This window comes from Psychrobacter sp. CX14 (assembly GCF_057396205.2).
Map to the genome: position 1 here is coordinate 1,097,800 of NZ_CM183187.1, position 18,139 is coordinate 1,115,938.

The 18,139-nt window shown below is 43.2% G+C and carries 14 protein-coding genes and 1 pseudogene; 10 read left to right on the forward strand and 5 right to left on the reverse strand.

Annotated elements, in window-relative coordinates:
• Positions 1-187: 187 nt before the first annotated feature.
• The 3 genes and pseudogenes from AC2SLO_RS04605 to AC2SLO_RS04615 all read left to right on the forward strand — a co-directional run bounded on the left by AC2SLO_RS04605 (position 188) and on the right by AC2SLO_RS04615 (position 2,559).
• On the forward strand, positions 188-427 hold the full coding sequence (locus AC2SLO_RS04605) for a DUF2789 domain-containing protein (RefSeq protein ID WP_486542127.1): 240 nt from the start codon (positions 188-190) through the stop codon (positions 425-427).
• A gap of 261 nt (positions 428-688) precedes the next feature.
• Positions 689-955: pseudogene (locus tag AC2SLO_RS04610) on the forward strand (integrase core domain-containing protein); the annotation flags it as partial.
• Between the two features lie 116 nt (positions 956-1,071).
• Positions 1,072-2,559, forward strand: a complete 1,488-nt coding sequence (locus tag AC2SLO_RS04615) for an amidase (protein ID WP_486542125.1) — start codon at positions 1,072-1,074, stop codon at positions 2,557-2,559.
• 133 nt (positions 2,560-2,692) lie between these two features.
• On the opposite strand, the gene AC2SLO_RS04620 is transcribed toward AC2SLO_RS04615, so the two are convergent.
• Both AC2SLO_RS04620 and AC2SLO_RS04625 read right to left on the reverse strand, forming a co-directional pair.
• On the reverse strand, positions 2,693-3,079 hold the full coding sequence (locus tag AC2SLO_RS04620) for a VOC family protein (protein ID WP_486542123.1): 387 nt from the start codon (positions 3,077-3,079) through the stop codon (positions 2,693-2,695).
• Between the two features lie 18 nt (positions 3,080-3,097).
• Positions 3,098-4,249, reverse strand: a complete 1,152-nt coding sequence (locus AC2SLO_RS04625; protein WP_486542277.1) for a BaiN/RdsA family NAD(P)/FAD-dependent oxidoreductase — start codon at positions 4,247-4,249, stop codon at positions 3,098-3,100.
• Between the two features lie 571 nt (positions 4,250-4,820).
• Between AC2SLO_RS04625 and acs the strand changes: the two genes are divergently transcribed.
• Entirely contained in the window at positions 4,821-6,758 is a 1,938-nt protein-coding gene (gene acs, locus AC2SLO_RS04630) for an acetate--CoA ligase (RefSeq protein WP_486542121.1), read from the forward strand.
• Between the two features lie 166 nt (positions 6,759-6,924).
• A complete protein-coding gene (locus tag AC2SLO_RS04635) occupies positions 6,925-8,124 on the forward strand; it encodes an NAD(P)/FAD-dependent oxidoreductase (RefSeq protein WP_486542119.1) in 1,200 nt (399 codons plus the stop codon).
• A gap of 102 nt (positions 8,125-8,226) precedes the next feature.
• Here AC2SLO_RS04635 and ribF read toward each other — a convergent pair whose 3' ends face one another.
• A complete protein-coding gene (ribF, locus tag AC2SLO_RS04640; RefSeq protein ID WP_486542117.1) occupies positions 8,227-9,261 on the reverse strand; it encodes a riboflavin biosynthesis protein RibF in 1,035 nt (344 codons plus the stop codon).
• 227 nt (positions 9,262-9,488) lie between these two features.
• On the opposite strand from ribF, the gene AC2SLO_RS04645 reads away from it, so the two are divergent.
• On the forward strand, positions 9,489-10,085 hold the full coding sequence (locus AC2SLO_RS04645) for a GNAT family N-acetyltransferase (protein ID WP_486542115.1): 597 nt from the start codon (positions 9,489-9,491) through the stop codon (positions 10,083-10,085).
• 120 nt (positions 10,086-10,205) lie between these two features.
• On the opposite strand, the gene AC2SLO_RS04650 is transcribed toward AC2SLO_RS04645, so the two are convergent.
• Together AC2SLO_RS04650 and AC2SLO_RS04655 are read right to left on the reverse strand one after the other, a co-directional pair.
• Complete coding sequence (locus tag AC2SLO_RS04650) at positions 10,206-11,489, reverse strand: cation:proton antiporter (RefSeq protein ID WP_486542113.1); 1,284 nt, start codon at positions 11,487-11,489, stop codon at positions 10,206-10,208.
• 159 nt (positions 11,490-11,648) lie between these two features.
• The gene (locus AC2SLO_RS04655) at positions 11,649-13,163 is read right to left on the reverse strand and encodes a YihY/virulence factor BrkB family protein (RefSeq protein ID WP_486542111.1); all 1,515 of its coding nucleotides are present in this window, start codon (positions 13,161-13,163) and stop codon (positions 11,649-11,651) included.
• Between the two features lie 261 nt (positions 13,164-13,424).
• Here AC2SLO_RS04655 and wrbA point away from each other — a divergent pair, with 261 nt between their 5' ends.
• The 4 genes from wrbA to AC2SLO_RS04675 all read left to right on the forward strand — a co-directional run bounded on the left by wrbA (position 13,425) and on the right by AC2SLO_RS04675 (position 18,047).
• The gene (gene wrbA / locus AC2SLO_RS04660) at positions 13,425-14,057 is read left to right on the forward strand and encodes an NAD(P)H:quinone oxidoreductase (RefSeq protein ID WP_486542109.1); all 633 of its coding nucleotides are present in this window, start codon (positions 13,425-13,427) and stop codon (positions 14,055-14,057) included.
• A gap of 3 nt (positions 14,058-14,060) precedes the next feature.
• Positions 14,061-14,513, forward strand: a complete 453-nt coding sequence (locus tag AC2SLO_RS04665) for a hypothetical protein (protein ID WP_486542107.1) — start codon at positions 14,061-14,063, stop codon at positions 14,511-14,513.
• A gap of 193 nt (positions 14,514-14,706) precedes the next feature.
• On the forward strand, positions 14,707-15,714 hold the full coding sequence (locus tag AC2SLO_RS04670; protein ID WP_486542105.1) for a TAXI family TRAP transporter solute-binding subunit: 1,008 nt from the start codon (positions 14,707-14,709) through the stop codon (positions 15,712-15,714).
• Between the two features lie 206 nt (positions 15,715-15,920).
• Entirely contained in the window at positions 15,921-18,047 is a 2,127-nt protein-coding gene (locus tag AC2SLO_RS04675) for a TRAP transporter permease (protein ID WP_486542103.1), read from the forward strand.
• Positions 18,048-18,139: the final 92 nt, after the last annotated feature.

The window sequence follows — 18,139 nt, forward strand, 5'->3', positions numbered from 1 at the left end:
GATGATAAAAATAAAAGCCTGCCATTGCAGGCTTTTTTTATGACTTAATATAAATCGAGCTGACTAAAAGCGATTTGTTAACATAAACGTAAAGCTTCTAAATAGTAAACGCACAGTACTTTAAATAGAATTTGCTACAATGCGAACGTGGATATAACAACAAACAATGTAAATTTGAGGAGTAACTATGTTAGGCGAACCAGAATATAACATGAACGAATTATTTGCCCAGTTGGGTCTTGAAAGCTCGGATGAAGCCATTGAAAAATTCATCAGTGAGCACAAGCTTGGTAAAGATGAAAAGCTTATCGAAGCAGATTTTTGGACAGACTCACAGCGTGCCTTCTTACAAGAAGAGTGGAGTAATGATGCGGCGTGGGTAGAAGTCATTGATGAGCTAAATGTGAGCTTACACCCAAGTGCTTAATTAATTATGGTTAGCGTTATTTAAAGCGCTGCATATTTTAATTAAACATACTCTCTAACTGAACTGAACCCCATAAGTTCGACACAGCTTATGGGGTATTTTCATGTGTTACAACCTAGACTTTATGATAAAAGTCATTGCATATAGTCTTAGCCAAACTAAAGAGCTACAGCGTTAACCTCACTAAGCCTACTAGAGTAGTACAGTACTTGCACTCGGTTGCCTTGTATCTCATTTAGTTGCCTATGACTATACTATGAGGATATTCATTATCATTCAGATAGGGGTTTACAGTACTGTGCTAGACCGTCTATGACAGATGACTATGATTATTATCAAAATGCCTTAGCTGAACGCGTTAATGATATTCTAAAAGATGCGTTCTTAATTCATCAGTGTAATACGATAGATGAGCTAAGAGTGCTCGTTGATGAGTCGCTTTATATTTATAATCATATGAGACCGCATTTGAGTTTGAATATGAGAGCGCCTTTCGATATTCATCAAAGTCAGGGGTATTCTGCATAGAAAACCAGATATACGGGGTATCTGGCTAAGTTTAAATTATCAACCTATTTTAAGACGGGACACTTTAATATAAGCTATCAGACGACTATCCAATAGACATAAAAGCAGAGGACGCTATGTTTCAAGAATACCCACAATATGATGCCATGGGATTGGCCAGTCTTATTAAATCCGGCGATATCAGTGCAAAGGAAGCTTTAGAGGCCGCCATTTATCAAGCCAATAGACTAAACCCTTCACTCAACGCTATTATTCACCGCTTTGACGAGCGTGCCTTTAATGCGGCCCAAAAAGGACTGCCGCAAGGGGTCTTTAGTGGTGTACCTTATCTATTAAAAGATTTAAATTTCATATTTGCCCATGAGCCAATAAGAATGGGTAGCCGTAGCGTTAATCTTGTTCCAGAGCAGGACAGCGAACTGGTTAAGCGGATGCGCGCTACGGGGGTGAATACCTTTGGTAAGACCAATACCCCAGAGTTTGGTTTGATCATTACCACGGAGCCTAAATCATTTGGAGCGGCACATAATCCTTTCAAAAAAGGTTATAGCACTGGTGGCTCCTCTGGTGGTAGCGCAGCAGCAGTCGCCGCAGGCATAGTACCTATGGCTGGTGCAGGCGATGGGGGTGGATCTATTCGCTTTCCGGCATCGTGGTGCGGTGTATTTGGATTTAAGCCCAGTCGTGGGCGTAATCCTACAGGCCCCTTTTATGGAGAGGGCTGGGAAGGAGCCATTGCCGATCATGTGATTACTCGCAGTGTGCGTGACAGTGCGGCGATGCTCGATGCCACCGCAGGACGTGAAGTAGGCGCGCCTTATGTGATTAGCCCTGATGAAGGCACTTTTTTGGCCGCTACTCAGCGACCGCCGAAACAACTAAAAATTGCCATTATGCGAGAGCCATTATTTCCAGATACCAAGGTCGAAAAATCGGTTGTAGAAACCTTAAATAAAACTGTGCAGCAGTTAGAGTCAATGGGACATTATGTCAATGAAGCTGCGCCTAAAATTGATATCAATAAGATGTGGCGTGACTTCTTTACTGTGGTATGTGCACATACGGCCTTTACGGTAGAGGATTTAGCCACACGTTATGGCAAAGAGCAGGTGGCAAAATTAGAGCCACAAACTTTAAATATGGCGATGATAGGGCGCTCATTAACTGCGCTAGATTTACTCAATGCGAAACAAGGCTGGCATGAGGTGCAGTATCAAACCGGATTACTGCTTGAAAAATACGATATGATTTTGTGCCCGACCATCCCGACTACGGCAGTGAAGCATGGTGTATTGCCCCCAAGCCGAATTGATGAGCTAATGCTCAAAGCCACAGGTATTTTGGATAAGGGATTGAATATCGGTAAGTGGATTTATCATTCAGATTTAGTAGAGAAGTTAAGCACACCTGTGCTCAGTAAAATGGCATATACGACTTTGGGCAATATCACAGGCTTGCCGGCAATGTCGGTGCCGCTCGGTATGAGTAATAAGGGCTTGCCAGTCGGGATGCAGTTTATTGGGCGTATGAATGATGAGGCGACTTTATTTGCATTGGCGGCACAGTTTGAGTCGGCAGGGCTGTTTACTGATCCGGCTTTTTAATTTTAAAGAGTTAGATGTTAGTTTTAGAAATATTAGAAGGTCTGTCATACTAATTTTTAAAAAAGTGTGACAGATTAATAGCAGAATATAGAAAACCCTATTGATATCGGCTTTGTCATAACGGTTATATCTTTTATAAGTTTACTTGTTTGGTAGTAATAATCACACCAAACCCATCAGGATCTATGAGCTCTATACCATTTTCATTCCAGTAAGGGTTTTGGGAAATAACTGGTATAACCCCAGCTTTAGAGGCATTCTCTAAAATAGTTTGAATCTGCTGTTCACTGTCTAGATAAAAAACAATTAAATCATCTTTATCTGGTTGCTGGTTTGGTTCATCGTTTGAAGATGTAAACTCTAAATGCCAATTTTGTCCTTCGAAACCTAAAAATACACCGTTGTAGCCATTATGCTGAGTAAATTCACCAAGCTTATTTAATCCAATAATGTCTTGATAAAAATCTACTAACACATTGAGATTATTAGTGTGTCTTGCATACCTAAACTTCATTGTCATCTCTATTCATAATAATATTTAAACTGCTTCACCACACGCTTTACCACTGGCCCAAGCCCATTGAAAATTATAACCACCAAGCCAGCCGGTCACATCAAGCACTTCACCGATAAAGTACAAGTTAGGCTGTAATTTACTCTCAAAGGTCTTGGATGACACGTCATCAGTCGCCACGCCGCCGCGAGTGACCTCAGCGGTGCGATAACCTTCTGTGCCAGAGGGCTTAATAGTCCAGTTGTTGATACTCTCGCCAATTGTGGCAAGCACCTCATCTTTAAGGTTTGCAAGCTCTTTGTCTTTATAATCTGCCCAGTGCAAGTCTTGTAGTGCTAGCAGTAGTTTCTTAGGGAAATATTCCGCCAAGACACTGCGAATTTTCTGTTTCGGATGTTCAGATTTTGCTGTAATCAATAAGTCGGCCACATCTACGTTTGGAATCAGATTGATATGAATGGTTTCGCCCACTTCCCAATAGTTAGACAGTTGTAGCATCGCAGGACCTGATAGACCGCGGTGAGTAAACAGCATCGGTCTTGGGAAAGAGATGCGATTATTAAATGCCACGACATCCAAGCTGATACCGGCCAGTGATGCAATCATATCGCCAATCTTGTCAGTGAAAGTAAAGGGTACTAAGCCGGCTGACGTGGGGTGTATCTTATGACCAAACTGTTCAGCGACTTCATAACCAAAGCCAGTGGCACCCATAGTAGGGATAGATAGACCGCCTGTGGCAATCACTAATGACGCACATTTAATGTTGCCTGCGGAGGTTTCTACAACAAAGCCTTCCGTCTGTGATTCATTATGTGATTCAATGGGAGTAATGCTTGTTACAGAGGTTTTGAGTTGGAGACGCACGCCTGCATCACGACATTCATCGAGCAATAAATTTAAGATATCTTTGGCTGAGTCTTCACAAAATAGCTTGCCATGGTCGCGTTCTTGATACGCCACGCCATGCTTTTCAACCAAGCTGATAAACTCCCAAGGGCTATAACGTGTTAATGCTGATTTGCAAAAGTGACTGTTTTCACCGATAAAATTTTCAGGCTCGACCACATAGTTGGTGAAGTTACAGCGACCACCGCCGGACATCAAAATCTTCTTACCGGCCTTATTGGCATGATCGATAACCAATACGGAGCGGTCTCGTTGTCCTGCCGTCATACCACAGTACAATCCAGAAGCACCTGCGCCAATAATCAGTACATCGATTTCAGTCGTCTGAGCAGAATGGTTTGAGGAAGATGAGGCAGTGTGTTTTGAGTGTTGGGTCATGGTAATCGGCTTTTAAATAAAGATTAGAGGGTTTAGGCGAAATAAACAACAGCCATTATGGGCAGTTCGACAATTAATAACAGTCAATAACAGTCATTTGACTGCTGTGATTTGATAAAAAATTATAAATATTTGAGGGGTTTAGATAAAATAACAGTTTACAACTGTATCAAAATCTAGTAAAACTATGAGGTACCACAGTCAAAGGGATAGGACTAACAAGCGCTATAAAGTGCGAGTAACGTGAGTATTAAACAGTGGCTAAGCGATTGGTTAATGGGTTAATAAATAGGTTACTTAATCAAAGGCTTGTATCGTGGTTTCCCTGCTGTGATTTTTATTTCAAATGGTTATCTTAATCACCATGGGCATTTTATCATGATAACCGGTTATATTATGCAGGCGTAACATGGTATTCATGTTTTATGGCATGGAATCACAATAAAAAGGACTTTATTCTATGAAAACATTTGCAGTTAGCGACGAATTTGCAAGTCGAGCCAATACTACTCCTGAGAAGTACGCAGAGACCTATCAAGACTCTATTGAAAATAACGAAGCGTTTTGGGCAAAGCGCGCTGAGCTGATTGATTGGATCAAAAAACCAACTAAAATAAAAGACGTTAATTACGATTTAGACAACTTTAAAATCAAGTGGTTCGAAGATGGCGAATTAAACGTCTCGGTAAACTGTCTTGATCGTCACCTAAAAGACAATCCCTTTAAACCAGCGATTATTTGGGAAGGTGATCACCCTTCATTACACAAAATCATCTCCTTTAAAGAGCTGCATTCAGAAGTTTGCCGCTTAGGTAATGCCATGCGCAAAATGGGCGTTGGTAAAGGCGATCGTGTTGTCTTATATCTACCAATGGTACCAGAAGCAGTTGTCTCTATGCTGGCATGTTCGCGTATTGGTGCGATTCATACCGTGGTGTTTGGTGGATTTTCTGCAGAAAGCTTGGCCAGCCGTATCGTCGATAGTGAAGCCAAATTGGTCATCACTGCTGATGAAGGGGTGCGTGGCGGCAAGCATACACCGCTTAAGACCAATGTCGATAAAGCACTGGATGTAGACGGCACCGAATGTGTTGAAAAAGTAATCGTAGTGCATCGCACTGGTAATTCAGTACCAATGAGTGGTCGCCGTGACGTGTGGTATCACACCGTTATCGACAATGCCAATGAAGACTGCGAACCTGAAGTAATGAACGCGGAAGATCCGCTATTCTTATTATATACCTCTGGTTCGACGGGTAAGCCAAAGGGTGTGGTACATACCACAGGTGGTTATTTGACTTATGCGCTATCGACGTTTCGTGATGTGTTCGATATCAAAGACAACGATGTGTTCTGGTGTACCGCCGATGTTGGCTGGGTAACTGGTCATAGCTACGTAACTTATGGTCCATTAGCCAATGGTACGACCACAGTGATGTTCGAGGGTGTACCGCAATACCCAACGTGGGCGCGTATCGGTCAAATTATTGATAAGCATGACGTCAGTATTTTATACACGGCACCGACCGCGATTCGTGCCATGATGAAAGAGGGCGATGCCTATGTCCGTCAATCAGATCGTTCTAGTTTACGTCTGCTAGGTTCAGTGGGCGAGCCAATTAACCCAGAGGCGTGGGATTGGTATCACAGCGTGGTTGGGGAAGGTCGTTGCCCAATCGTTGATACGTGGTGGCAGACCGAAACTGGCGGTATTTTAATGGCGCCACTACCGAACTCAGTGGATATGAAGCCTGGTGCAGCGATGAACCCGCTCTACGGTGTCAAACCTGCTGTGGTTGATTCAGAAGGTACAAAGATTGAAGGTCAAACTGAGGGCAATCTGATTATCACTGACGGTTGGCCGGGGCAGATGCGTACTATCTATGGCGACCATAAACGCTTCTTAGAAACCTATTACAGCGCTTACCCTGGTAGCTATTTCACAGGTGATGGTGTGCTACGTGATGAAGATGGTCATTACTGGATTACGGGTCGTGTCGATGACGTGTTAAACGTATCAGGTCACCGTCTAGGTACGGCTGAGATTGAAAGTGCGCTAGTATCGCATCCAGCTGCGGCAGAAACCGCGATTGTCGGTATGCCGCATGAGCTAAAAGGTCAAGGCGTTTGTGCTTATATCGTGTTGAAACATGGTGAAGAGGACAGCGAGAGACTGCGTAATGAGATTAATCGTCATGTACGCAATGAGATTGGCCCGATTGCCAACTTAGATGCGATTTATGTGGTGGATGCCCTACCGAAAACTCGCTCTGGTAAAATCATGCGCCGCATCTTACGCAAATTAGCAGCGGGCGAGTTTGAAGGTCTAGGCGATATGTCGACGCTAGCCGACGCCAGTGTGATTGATGATTTAATTGCTACAGTTAAAGCAGGCTAGCGTTATTAGTCCAGAGTATTATGTTCGACCAAAAAGCGCCGTCCAATATTAAGTTGGGCGGTGCTTTTTTGTGGCATGAGTTTGATATCACTGGTTTAATGCTGTCCAGTTTGTCACAATAGCGATAACTACTTATAAACAGTATATCCTTATTATGACGCTAACTATGCCTTCAAAAACCACTCACTCTATAAATGAGCACCAAGCCCCGTCTTATTCTGATAATAATGAACCACTACGCATTGCCATTATTGGCGCTGGTCTGACAGGGTTGATGACGGCAAGTCTTTTAGAAAAAAAGGCTCAGCAAGTCGGTCAAAATATTGAAATTACCGTTTTTGAAAAATCGGCTGGTGTAGGACGTCTGGCCACACGTTACAAACAGGCCAGTGATTTTCAGACGACTGAAAAGACAGAGGCAGCGAGTCAAAAACAATGGCAGTTTGATTTTGGCGCTCAGTTTTTTACTGCCAAATCAGCGTCGTTTCAATCTTATTTACAGCCTTGGATAGAACGAGGTGTAGTCGAACCATGGTTTGCCAAAGTGGCTCAAGCAGCTAGCAAGGGGCAATCTAATAATGACTATGATATTACTCAGGTAGAGCAGTGGACCACTCATCAGCCGCGCTATATTGCTAGCCCGAAAATGACCAGTTTTGGACGTGAGCTTGCCAAAACGCTCACCCAAACAACATTAAAGTATAAAACTAGAGTTGCACCTTTAACTCAGTCTGTTACTGAGCAAGAGAATAAGCGAACGACTTTATCTGATGAACAAGATAATGAGTTGGGCAAATTTGATTGGGTTATTTGCACCGCACCGCAAGCACAAGCAATTGAGCTGCTGACTAATACAGATTTTGAGCATCTACCAGCTATTAAGCAGCCGCAAATGCTGGCGTGCTATACCTTAATGCTCGGCTGGCATGAACAACAGTCGCTTCCTAAGCCTTTAGAAACATTAGAATGGGATATTCTAGAAGTTGAGAATAACGACCACTCGATTGTCGATCGCATATTCCTTGAACATCATAAGCCCAGTCGTGAGCAATTATTATCCAGTGTTACTATTCACGCCTCCAATACTTGGGCGCAGGCGCATGTCGATGAAGATATCGAGTCTATCAAGCGCCAGATGTTAAAGGCTACCCAAGCGTTATTGGGCTGGGATGAGACTAGAGCTCCTAATTATATTGATTGTCATCGTTGGCGTTATGCGGCTACCCAGCAGCCGAATGTCAGTGAGCAGATTGCTTACGTGGATGATAAAAGACAGTGGGTTGTGACCGGAGATTGGTGTGGCGAAGGGCGTATTGAGAGCTGCTTTAAAGCGGCAAATAAGGCAGTTGATATCATTGCTTTCTAACCACCCATTTACATCGAATAAGAAGAGGGCTGATAAATTATAGGCCCTCTTTTTATTCGATGTGTTGTTATGAGATTGAGCGTATGTCGATATTAATGGCTATTATTCTGCCTTATGACGCCAATTAACCAAGTCAACAACGTCTTGTTTGATACCTGCTTTTAAGGCATCTAAGCCATCGTATTTACGTTCAGCATGCAGGTAATGCAAGAACCGCACGCTTAATGTCTTACCATATAAATCACCGGCAAACTCTGGAAAGAACACCTCAAGTCGCCAATCCTGTGGTTTGTCTACCGAAGGGCGGATACCAATATTAGCGGTGCCAAATAAGCTGTGCTCCCGTAGGCCAGATATACCAGATTGTTCAGGTTTGGCTAAGTCGTCAAACGCATTGGCGATGACATTACCTGCCTCATCCAAAATTACCACATCAACACCGTATACACCATGTAGGGCAGGTCGAATGCGATTTAGCTCAATATTGGCCGTTGGAAAATCAAGCGTACGACCAATCTTATCACCGCCAACCACAACTCCAGTAATGCTGTAATCTCGGCCTAATAATTGATTGGCTGCGCTCAAATCACCTTCATGTAATAGGTCGCGTATACGCGTTGAGCTAATACGATCATCACCTGTTTGGCTATCGGTAATGGTCGGCAAGTTGGTCACTGGTAAGCCATAATTGCGCAAAAATTCACTGTCGCCGGTTCGGTCATGACCAAATTTAAAATCATCGCCCAAGACAAGCGCAGTAACACGAAGCTTATCGGTTAGCAGGTCGGCAAACTCAGTGGCAGATAATGAGCGAAAGTCTTCATTAAATTTGGCAATCACCACTGTATCGATACCGAACTCATCTAATAGACTTAGTTTCTCATCTTGAGAGGTCAGTCGAGCCGGTGCAGACTGAGGCTCTGACTTTAGCTGAGCAAAGTATTCGCGTGGCTGTGGCTCGAATATCATCACCATTGTTGCCAAGTTTTGCTCACTGGCAGTCGCTTTAAGCTGATCAAGCATGGCTTGATGGCCTAAATGTACGCCATCAAAATTACCAATGGTCAAGGCATTGGCAGCAGGCAGAGTTTGGCTAAGGGTATCGAGATGTTCTAAGTCTAAAAAAATTGTTTTCATAACGCCTTATTGATTAACGCAAACGGTTATATAAAAATATTATCAACCAAAGATAAGACGGATAAGCATGGTCGCTATGACCGCCTGACCATTGGTTTGCTTTAATGTGGGACACAAATAGCTGTATTCTGCGTAAGTTCTAGAATAATAATGACCCATTATAATGTAAAATCGCAGCTTAAGATGCTCAAAATGAGTTAATGGTTGTTATTGTAAGGTTTGCGCTTATGCCAAATAAAAATTTAGATATTAACGAGATTCAAACAGACACACGGGCATCACAGGTCTTTGACCCTATCACAAGGCAGGTAGACTCGATAATAATAGAGTGTGCCGCTGCTCATGATTTGGCTGAGATTGTGGCCATTTATAATCAAAGTATCTTGACCAAAGCTTCAACTGCAGACTTGCAGCCAGTGACGATTGCCGATAGACAAGCTTGGTTTGATGAGCATAAAACTCACCCAACGCGGCCAATTTATGTGGTCAAAAATCAGATGGGTGAGGTTATGGCATGGGGCAGCTTTAGTGATGTCAAAAGCCGTCCGGCCTATGATATCAGTAGTGAGATTAGCATCTATGTTAGCAATCAGTTTCAGCGCCGCCGTCTTGCTAGCACGCTATTAGAATGGATGTTAGCACAAGCGCCGAGTCTGGGTATTACTAATATCTTGGCCCTAATCTTTGCACACAATCATGCCAGTCTGGCACTGTTTAGCAAGTTTGGGTTTGAGCAGTGGGGCAAGCTGCCTAATGTCTGCGATATGCAAGACTTTATGGCGGATATTGTCATCTTGGGTAAAGCCTTAACTGCCGACTCTTAGTCTTTATAGCGCTATAAATCAAAACAGCCCCAGATATAGTTTGTGTCTGTGGCTGTTTTTTGGCGCAAGCTATCTGATAAGCAGTCTTTAAATATGACAGTTCAACGGATTGCTGTCACGCTATACGCTAGGGCCGAGTACTTTGGTTTTACTTGGCTTTATATTTTGTGCGACTTTACCAATGGTCAGACCTTGGACCAAGATGGAGAAGATGACAATTGCATAGGTCAGGCTCAATAAGATATCACGCTCTGGGCCAACAGGCAGCTGTAATACCAATGCTACCGAGATACCGCCGCGCAAACCACCCCAAGTCAGTACCTTCCAAGCACCGGTAGGCAAATCTAATTGTTTTCTAAAGGTCTTGGTAGTCATACCGACCACGATAAAGCGCGCTGCTAGCGCAATAATAATAGCCAAGGCAGCGGCAATAAATAGGTTGCCAGAGTAAGCAATAACCACCACTTCCAAACCAATCAGAACAAACAAAATAGCGTTTAATATCTCGTCAATTAATTCCCAAAATAAGTCAATGTAATGGCGAGTCTCATCGCTCATAGCATAAGCTCGGCCATGGTTACCAAGCATTAAGCCCATCATGACCATAGCTAATGGACCAGACAAATGGAAATGACTGGCAAGCGCGTAACCGCCTAGAACGCCCGCTAGGGTAATAAGCACTTCTTCTTGATAGCTATTGATACTTTGTAGTAGATAATACAAAAATCCGCCTAGAACAAGTCCAAAGACGATACCACCGCCGGCTTCTACGGCTAAAGCGTGCATAATGTACGAGCCGGTAGGAATGTCGCCACTGGCCAAAATGCCCAGTAAGATAACAAAGATAACCACACCAATGCCGTCATTAAACAACGACTCGCCTGCGATAACCGTCTCTAAGCTTTTTGGAGCGCCGGCGGAGGCTAGAATACCCATCACCGCAATAGGATCAGTCGGTGAGATAAGCGCGCCGAATAATAAGCACCAGATAAAAGATAAGTCAAAACCAAGCAGTGGCATAGTGAAGTAGACAGCGGCTGCGATTAAAACGGATGAGATAATCGTACCCAAACAGGCCAAGATAGCGATTGGCAATTTATAAGCGCGCAAGTCACTGATATTGACATGCAGAGCGCCGGCAAACAGCAGCATCGATAACATGCCATCAAGCAGCACTTCTGTGAAATCTAGCTCTGCCAATAAGCCTTTTTCATAATCAATTAGCTCATCAAATCCCATAAACCCTAAAAATATGGCAAATATAGACACTAAAAGCGAGATGACCATCACGCCGATGGTAGTAGGCAAGCCGATAAACCGCTTATTTACATAAGCCAGTAGGGCGGTAATACTTAAAAAAATAGCACTGATTTCCAGAATGCTGAGGCCGGTATTGTGCTCCATGATATTTGTATTATTCCTAAATATATTTGAAAAAGATGAACCCAAATAAGAGCAATATTAGACCGCGCTTGTTTGGATGTTATTAAGAGGATAAGAGAACGGTCAAATTAATAGCATGCTCTATAGAATTATTACCATGCTCTATAGACCATATTTGAGTTACTTTTCAGGGTTATCGTCTTCAGTAATCAGTGGCTTGTCACCATGCGGTGCTAGCACACCTAACAGACCGTGCTTTTTATGCCCTTTCTTTTTACTTGAATCAGAGGCATAGTCCTCATCATCTCCTTGAGGAATGATGGCTTCTTTACCCTTATTATCCTTTGTTACCTTAGCGTCTCTTTCAAACGTTTCCGCTTCAAGAGTCCCTTTTTGCTGCTCTTTGCGCTCTCTTTCCTCATCGGTGTCCGTTTTTGCACGTGGCCCCCCTTTTGAGAAGACAACAGACAGAGGAATGTTTAACTCTTGCTTGGCGTAATCTTCGGTATGAATAAAACGCTTGCTTAATAAGCTCAGCCAAGGATCCTTGGTATTAGGATCCATTTCATCAAGTTCATCTTTAATTGGTAGTGGATAAGGCAGGGTGCGATAAAACTCCCAAAGCGTGATGTTGTCCAAGTCTTTTTTGAGGATATAGTCATCGTCATCGGTAATTGCAATTAGATGACAATCTTTTAGATAGTTAATATAGGTGTACCATTTTGGTAACTCTTTACGGCCGAGCACGTTACGTAGCTCTTGCTCGCTAACGGACTCACCTTGTTGATAACGGTCATAAACCAGATTGAGCATATCCAATAAGCTAAGCAGAGGATGGCGTGGATAGACCTCACCAGTTTCAAAGATAGTCAAGGTATAGCTAATCTCGACCCCAACTAAGATTAGGTTCCAAGATAGATAAATCCATAATAAGAAAATCGGCAATGCCGCAAAGGCACCATAAATGGCTTCATAACTGGTGAAGTTCGCCATAACGGTACCGAAGACATGCTTTAATAGCTCAAATAAAACCGCCACAAAAATACCAGCAATAGCGGCATTTTTAATCGGCACTTTTGCCTTAGGAATAAACCAGTACATACCGACAAAGCCGGCCATAGTCACCGCATAAGAGGCAATTTGAACCCAAAAGCCCCAATCAATGCCGTAGCCGGCGACTTGTTGGTTTAAAAAGCTTAAGCTTTGAACCGCACTTGAGACGATAAATGCTGTACCTAAAACCAAAGGTCCTAGCGTAATGATGGTCCAATAACGCATCACACTTTTAAGGCCACCCGAACGGTCTTCAACGCGCCAAATCTGGTTGAAGGCACGCTCAACCGTAGTCAGTGTCATAATAGTAGTGACAAACAATACCATGGCACCGATAGCGGTTAAGTTGCTCGATTTTTCGGCAAAGTTATTGATGTAATCACTAACCTGAATGCTTGATTGCGGCAATAGGTTGCTATAAATAACCTGTGATATCTGCTCACGCACCGATTCTAATGCAGGTACAGATGATAAAATCATCAGTAGCACTGTAATAATAGGAACGATGGATAACAGGGTGGTATAGGTTAGTGAGGCGGCTTTCTGTTGGCAATTGTCTTCAAAATAATGACTGATTAAAAAGCGTAGAAAGCTAAACCAAGTTTGGTCATAAAAGGGCAGTTTTTTTAATAAATTTTCCATGTCGGCTTATGGTTAGTAGTGGAAATTGTGGCTAGTTTAACAAAAATTCGTATATTAATTGTGAAGAATGTTTATGCCATAATGATATGATGCTGATGTTATATGGTGTCTTATATGATAGTCCCCCTTTAATTTGACAATATAAGCGCCTTATTAACCCCTTTTTAATGATTATTATATGCATCTTTACGGATTGATGACTTTATTTATTACCCTAGCATCCATCTATTAATACCGTTGAACTCTAGAAGGCCCAACACTATGACAACTCAAGACACTTCTTTAATCGCATCAAACTACGTACTTGTGCTGTATTACTCACAGTATGGCACCACCAAAGAGCTTGCTTATGCCATTGCTCAGGGTATTGAGGATGCCGGTATGACAGCGCGTATTCGCACTGTACCGACTGTGGCTGCAGAGACCACTGAGATTAAACCGTCTATTCCAGATGAAGGCGATTTATATTGTACTATGGATGATTTGAAAAATTGTTCTGGTCTGGCTTTAGGTAGCCCAACCCATTTCGGTAATATGGCCGGCGCGATGAAGCACTTTTGGGACAGCACAGTGACTTTATGGCTGGCAGGTAATCTACAGAATAAGCCTGCTTGCGTATTCACCAGTACCGGCTCAATGCACGGCGGGCAAGAGACAACGCTACTGACTATGATGATGCCGCTTATGCACCACGGTATGATGATTTTGGGTCTGCCATATTCAAATCCAGAGCTTGGCAATACCAATCGCGGCGGAACCCCTTATGGCGCCACTCATGTCAGCGGTGTTGCTCATGATGAACCGGTTACTCAAGATGAGCGCACATTGGCCATTGCCCAAGGTAAACGTTTGGCGATTGCGACCAAAGCTTTATTAAATGCGAAGTGGGCTTAGTTTATGGCAGCTCGTGGTACGAAAACGCCTATTGAAAATGAGGCGAATGCGCTGGCTGTGATTAATAAGCTACAAGGTCGTTTACGATTAACGTGGCTGGCATGGTTGGCTTACCGAGCTATTGGGTTACCAATTCTGCTCAATCAAATACTCGGTACCCAACCTAATATTGTCGGGGGTATGGTTTGGCAGCTACTGTGGTTAATACCCGCACTGTTGGTAACGCCTTGGCTCGTTAAGGGTAAATCACCGTATATGCTATTAGTGATTAGTATGCTGACCTTGGTATACTTGGGGGCAAGCGGCGTGACGGTGTTTGAGCGTTTTTATGACAGTGGAAGACTGGCGCTACCTATTTATTTGTTAGATACGCTACTGATTTTGTTGGTTAATGTGTGGCTATTTAAACTGCTCAAAAAGTTGCCATCAATGAACGGTCCGCAAGGGCATAAATAGACTGTAGATAAAACTGGCTGTCACTAGTGGTACTAAGAGAGGTTTAATAATCTATTAAAAAGATGAGCACTAGACTTGGTTAACAATCTGTATTAGTATTAACAGATTGCAACTTATTGTTATCAAATTGTATTAAATAAAAATTGATAAGGACGAATAAGTTAACTCTATTTAACCAAATCGGAAGGTCCCCATGAAATTATTTCCCTCTTTAACCGCAATGGCATTCGGTATTGCGATAATTACCGGTTGTTCACAACCTGCTGACGATACAGCAACTGGCGGCGAAACCGCTGGCGATACGAAGTTTATTACTATTGGCACTGGCGGTGTAACCGGTACTTATTATCCTACTGGCGGCGCCATTTGCCGTATGGTAAAAGCAGCTGAATCGCCAATTCGTTGTTCTGTGGAATCAACAGGCGGCTCAGTTTATAACGTGAATACCATTAAAGCCGGCGAGCTTGATTTTGGTATTAGCCAAAGTGATACCGCTTATCAAGCATTCAATGGTCAAGGTAAATTCAGTGATGCACCTGTTGAAGAGCTTCGCAGTGTATTGGCTATTTATCCAGAGCTATTAGCGCTTGTGGTGCGTAAAGACGCCAACATCGCAACCTTAGCGGATATCAAAGGCAAGCGTATTAATATCGATGTACCAGGTAGTGGCACGCGTATGACAGCAGAGTCTGTACTGGCTGCTGAAAATATTAGCTTAGATGATTTAGCGCTTGTAAATGAGCTTAAGTCATCTGAAGGCCCAACCATGCTAAAAGACAAAAAGGTTGATGGTTACTTCGGTATGTTTGGTCATCCTACTGCCAATATTAAAGATGCGGCTAACTCAGTTGGTATCGATTTAGTGCCTATCGATGGCGCGGCTATTGATGGCCTAATTGCAGATAACCCTTATTATGCCAAAGGTGTGATTTCGGCTTCTGACTATGAAGGTGTTGAAGCCGATGTACCAAGTTTGGGTGTAAAAGCAGTATTGGTTACTCGTGAAAATATGAGTGATGATGCAGTAACAGCGATTACTCAAGCGATTTTAGACAACTTTGATGAGTTCAAAGATTCGCATCCGGCCTACAAGAATATCACTAAAGAATCTTTATTAGACGGTCTAGCAGTTCCTCAGCATCCAGCAGCAGCGGCTGTGTTTGCAAAAGAAGGTATCGGTACAGACAGCGCTCAATCGTAAGCAATTATGATGCGTTAACTTAAGAATAAGCACTGGCACCTTGTCTGTGCTTATTTTTTTTAATCCATATAATCAAATCATAGTCAGCCTACCGATAGTCATCATACATAGCACAGTAAAAGTAGGGCAGTAGCCAGTACCGTTACGCACCTCTATATGACCTTGATTGAATAAAGCGCTGACTACCACCCCTTTTGGAGAGGACCGTGAATAATAATCACTCAGAGCCTGCAATAGCAAACTCAGATCCGCTAAATACAGATATTAATGATCCTAATATCGATAGCGCAGATGTTTTGGAAGGTAAGCGTGTGCTGCCGACCAATTCATTCGGCTATATGATTATTGGTGTCATCGCTTTTTTCTGGTCATTTTTTCAGTTGTACGTGGTATTGCTACCCGTTAATGACGTGTTTGTTAGATCCATTCATTTAGCGTTTGCCTTGGTCATGACCTTCTTGATGTACCCCATGTTCCGTACCAAAAAGACCATGAGCAGTATTCCGATATGGAACTATGCGTTGGCGATTGCGGCAGGGGGTACGTCTTTATATATCTTTATATTCTATGATGCACTTAATGCACGCTCCGGTGCTTGGTTACCCGTCGATGTTTGGGCGGCTATTGCTGGTATTGTGCTATTGCTCATGGCATCACGTCGCGCCTTAGGTCCGGCCTTAGCAATCATTGCCCTAGCGTTTTTGGGCTATGTGAAGTTTGGTCAATTTATGCCAGAGATGATCTCGCATAAAGGCGCTAGCATCAATAAAATGATGGGTCAGATGTTTTTGACCACTGAAGGTATCTTCGGTGTGCCATTGGGCGTTAGTGCTAGTTATGTCTTCTTGTTTGTCTTATTCGGTGCGCTATTAGAGCGAGCCGGTGCGGGTAAGTACTTTATTGATTTGGCTTATGCAGCGTTAGGCCGATTCGATGGTGGCCCTGCCAAAGCATCTGTTGCTGCCTCTGGTATGATGGGTATTATTTCAGGCTCATCGATTGCCAACACAGTAACGACCGGTACCTTTACTATCCCGTTAATGAAGCGACTGGGCTTTCCTGCGCATAAAGCGGCTTCTGTTGAGGTTGCAGCGTCGACCAATGGTCAGTTGATGCCACCGATTATGGGCGCAGCGGCGTTTATTATTGCTGAGTTTTTGGGTATGGATTACGCTGGCGTTATTATGGCAGCAGCGATTCCTGCTTTTGTGAGCTACATTGCTCTGTTCTATATTGTGCATTTAGAAGCAAAGAAACTGGGTATTAAAGGGGAAGCCAAAGATCGCTTACCAAAAGTTTGGACCGTATTTGTTAGCGGGTTACACTTTTTATTGCCAGTGTTTTATCTGATGTACACCTTAGTGATACTACGTATGTCACCGCAGCGTGCTGCCTTTAATGGTATTTTGGTATTGATGGCGATTATGGTGGTTCAGCCCTTTATTAAGTCGCTGTGGAAAAAAGATGGTCGTAGTGTCGTTGATAACGGTAAATCAGCTTTCGTTGATATTATCGCCGGTATGATTAACGGTGCCAAAAATATGGTACCGATTGCGGTAGCGACCGGTGTGGCCGGTATCGTGGTCGGCTCAGTGACCATCACCGGTATAGGCCTGATATTAGCCGATGTGATCGAAGTGCTGTCAGGTGGTTATATTTTAGCCGTGTTGGCGCTAACTGCGGTAGTATCGCTCATACTGGGTATGGGTCTACCAACCACTGCCAACTATATCGTTATGGCCTCATTAACGGCACCTGTTATTCTCGGGTTAAGTGGCGACTTGGGCTATCTAGTGCCTGCGATTGCCGCGCATTTATTCGTCTTCTACTTTGGTATCTTAGCGGATGATACGCCGCCTGTGGGTATGGCAGCGTACGCTGCTGCAGGGATTGCCAAATCTGATCCTATTAAGACAGGTTTGCAAGGCTTTGCTTACGATATTCGAACGGCGATTCTACCCTTTATGTTCTTCTTCAATAGTAAATTGCTATTGATTGATGGGGTAGATCCTGCTAATCCAAAAGACCCGTCAGGATGGCAGTGGATTACCAATCCATTTGAGATTGGTCTTATCTTCGGTATGGCGGTACTTGGTATGTTGGCATTTTCATCAGCCACTCAGCGCTGGATACGTGTTAAAACCAACTGGCTGGAAGTGATATTGCTAATTGGCATTACTGTCTTATTAATGATACCGAATATGGTTCAAGGTTGGTTAAACCTACCACATGAATACGTCAGTTACGCCATTGGCGTTAGCTTATATGCAGTGATTTATTGGCTACAAATGAAGCGTCATCACACTCAGTTACGCAGCATAAGTATGGCTTAAGCCAACTGTATTAATAAATCGCTATAAAAAAGCACCGTCAGATAACTGGTGGTGCTTTTTGCTTTTATATTCAACGATTCTGTTTTAGTTAT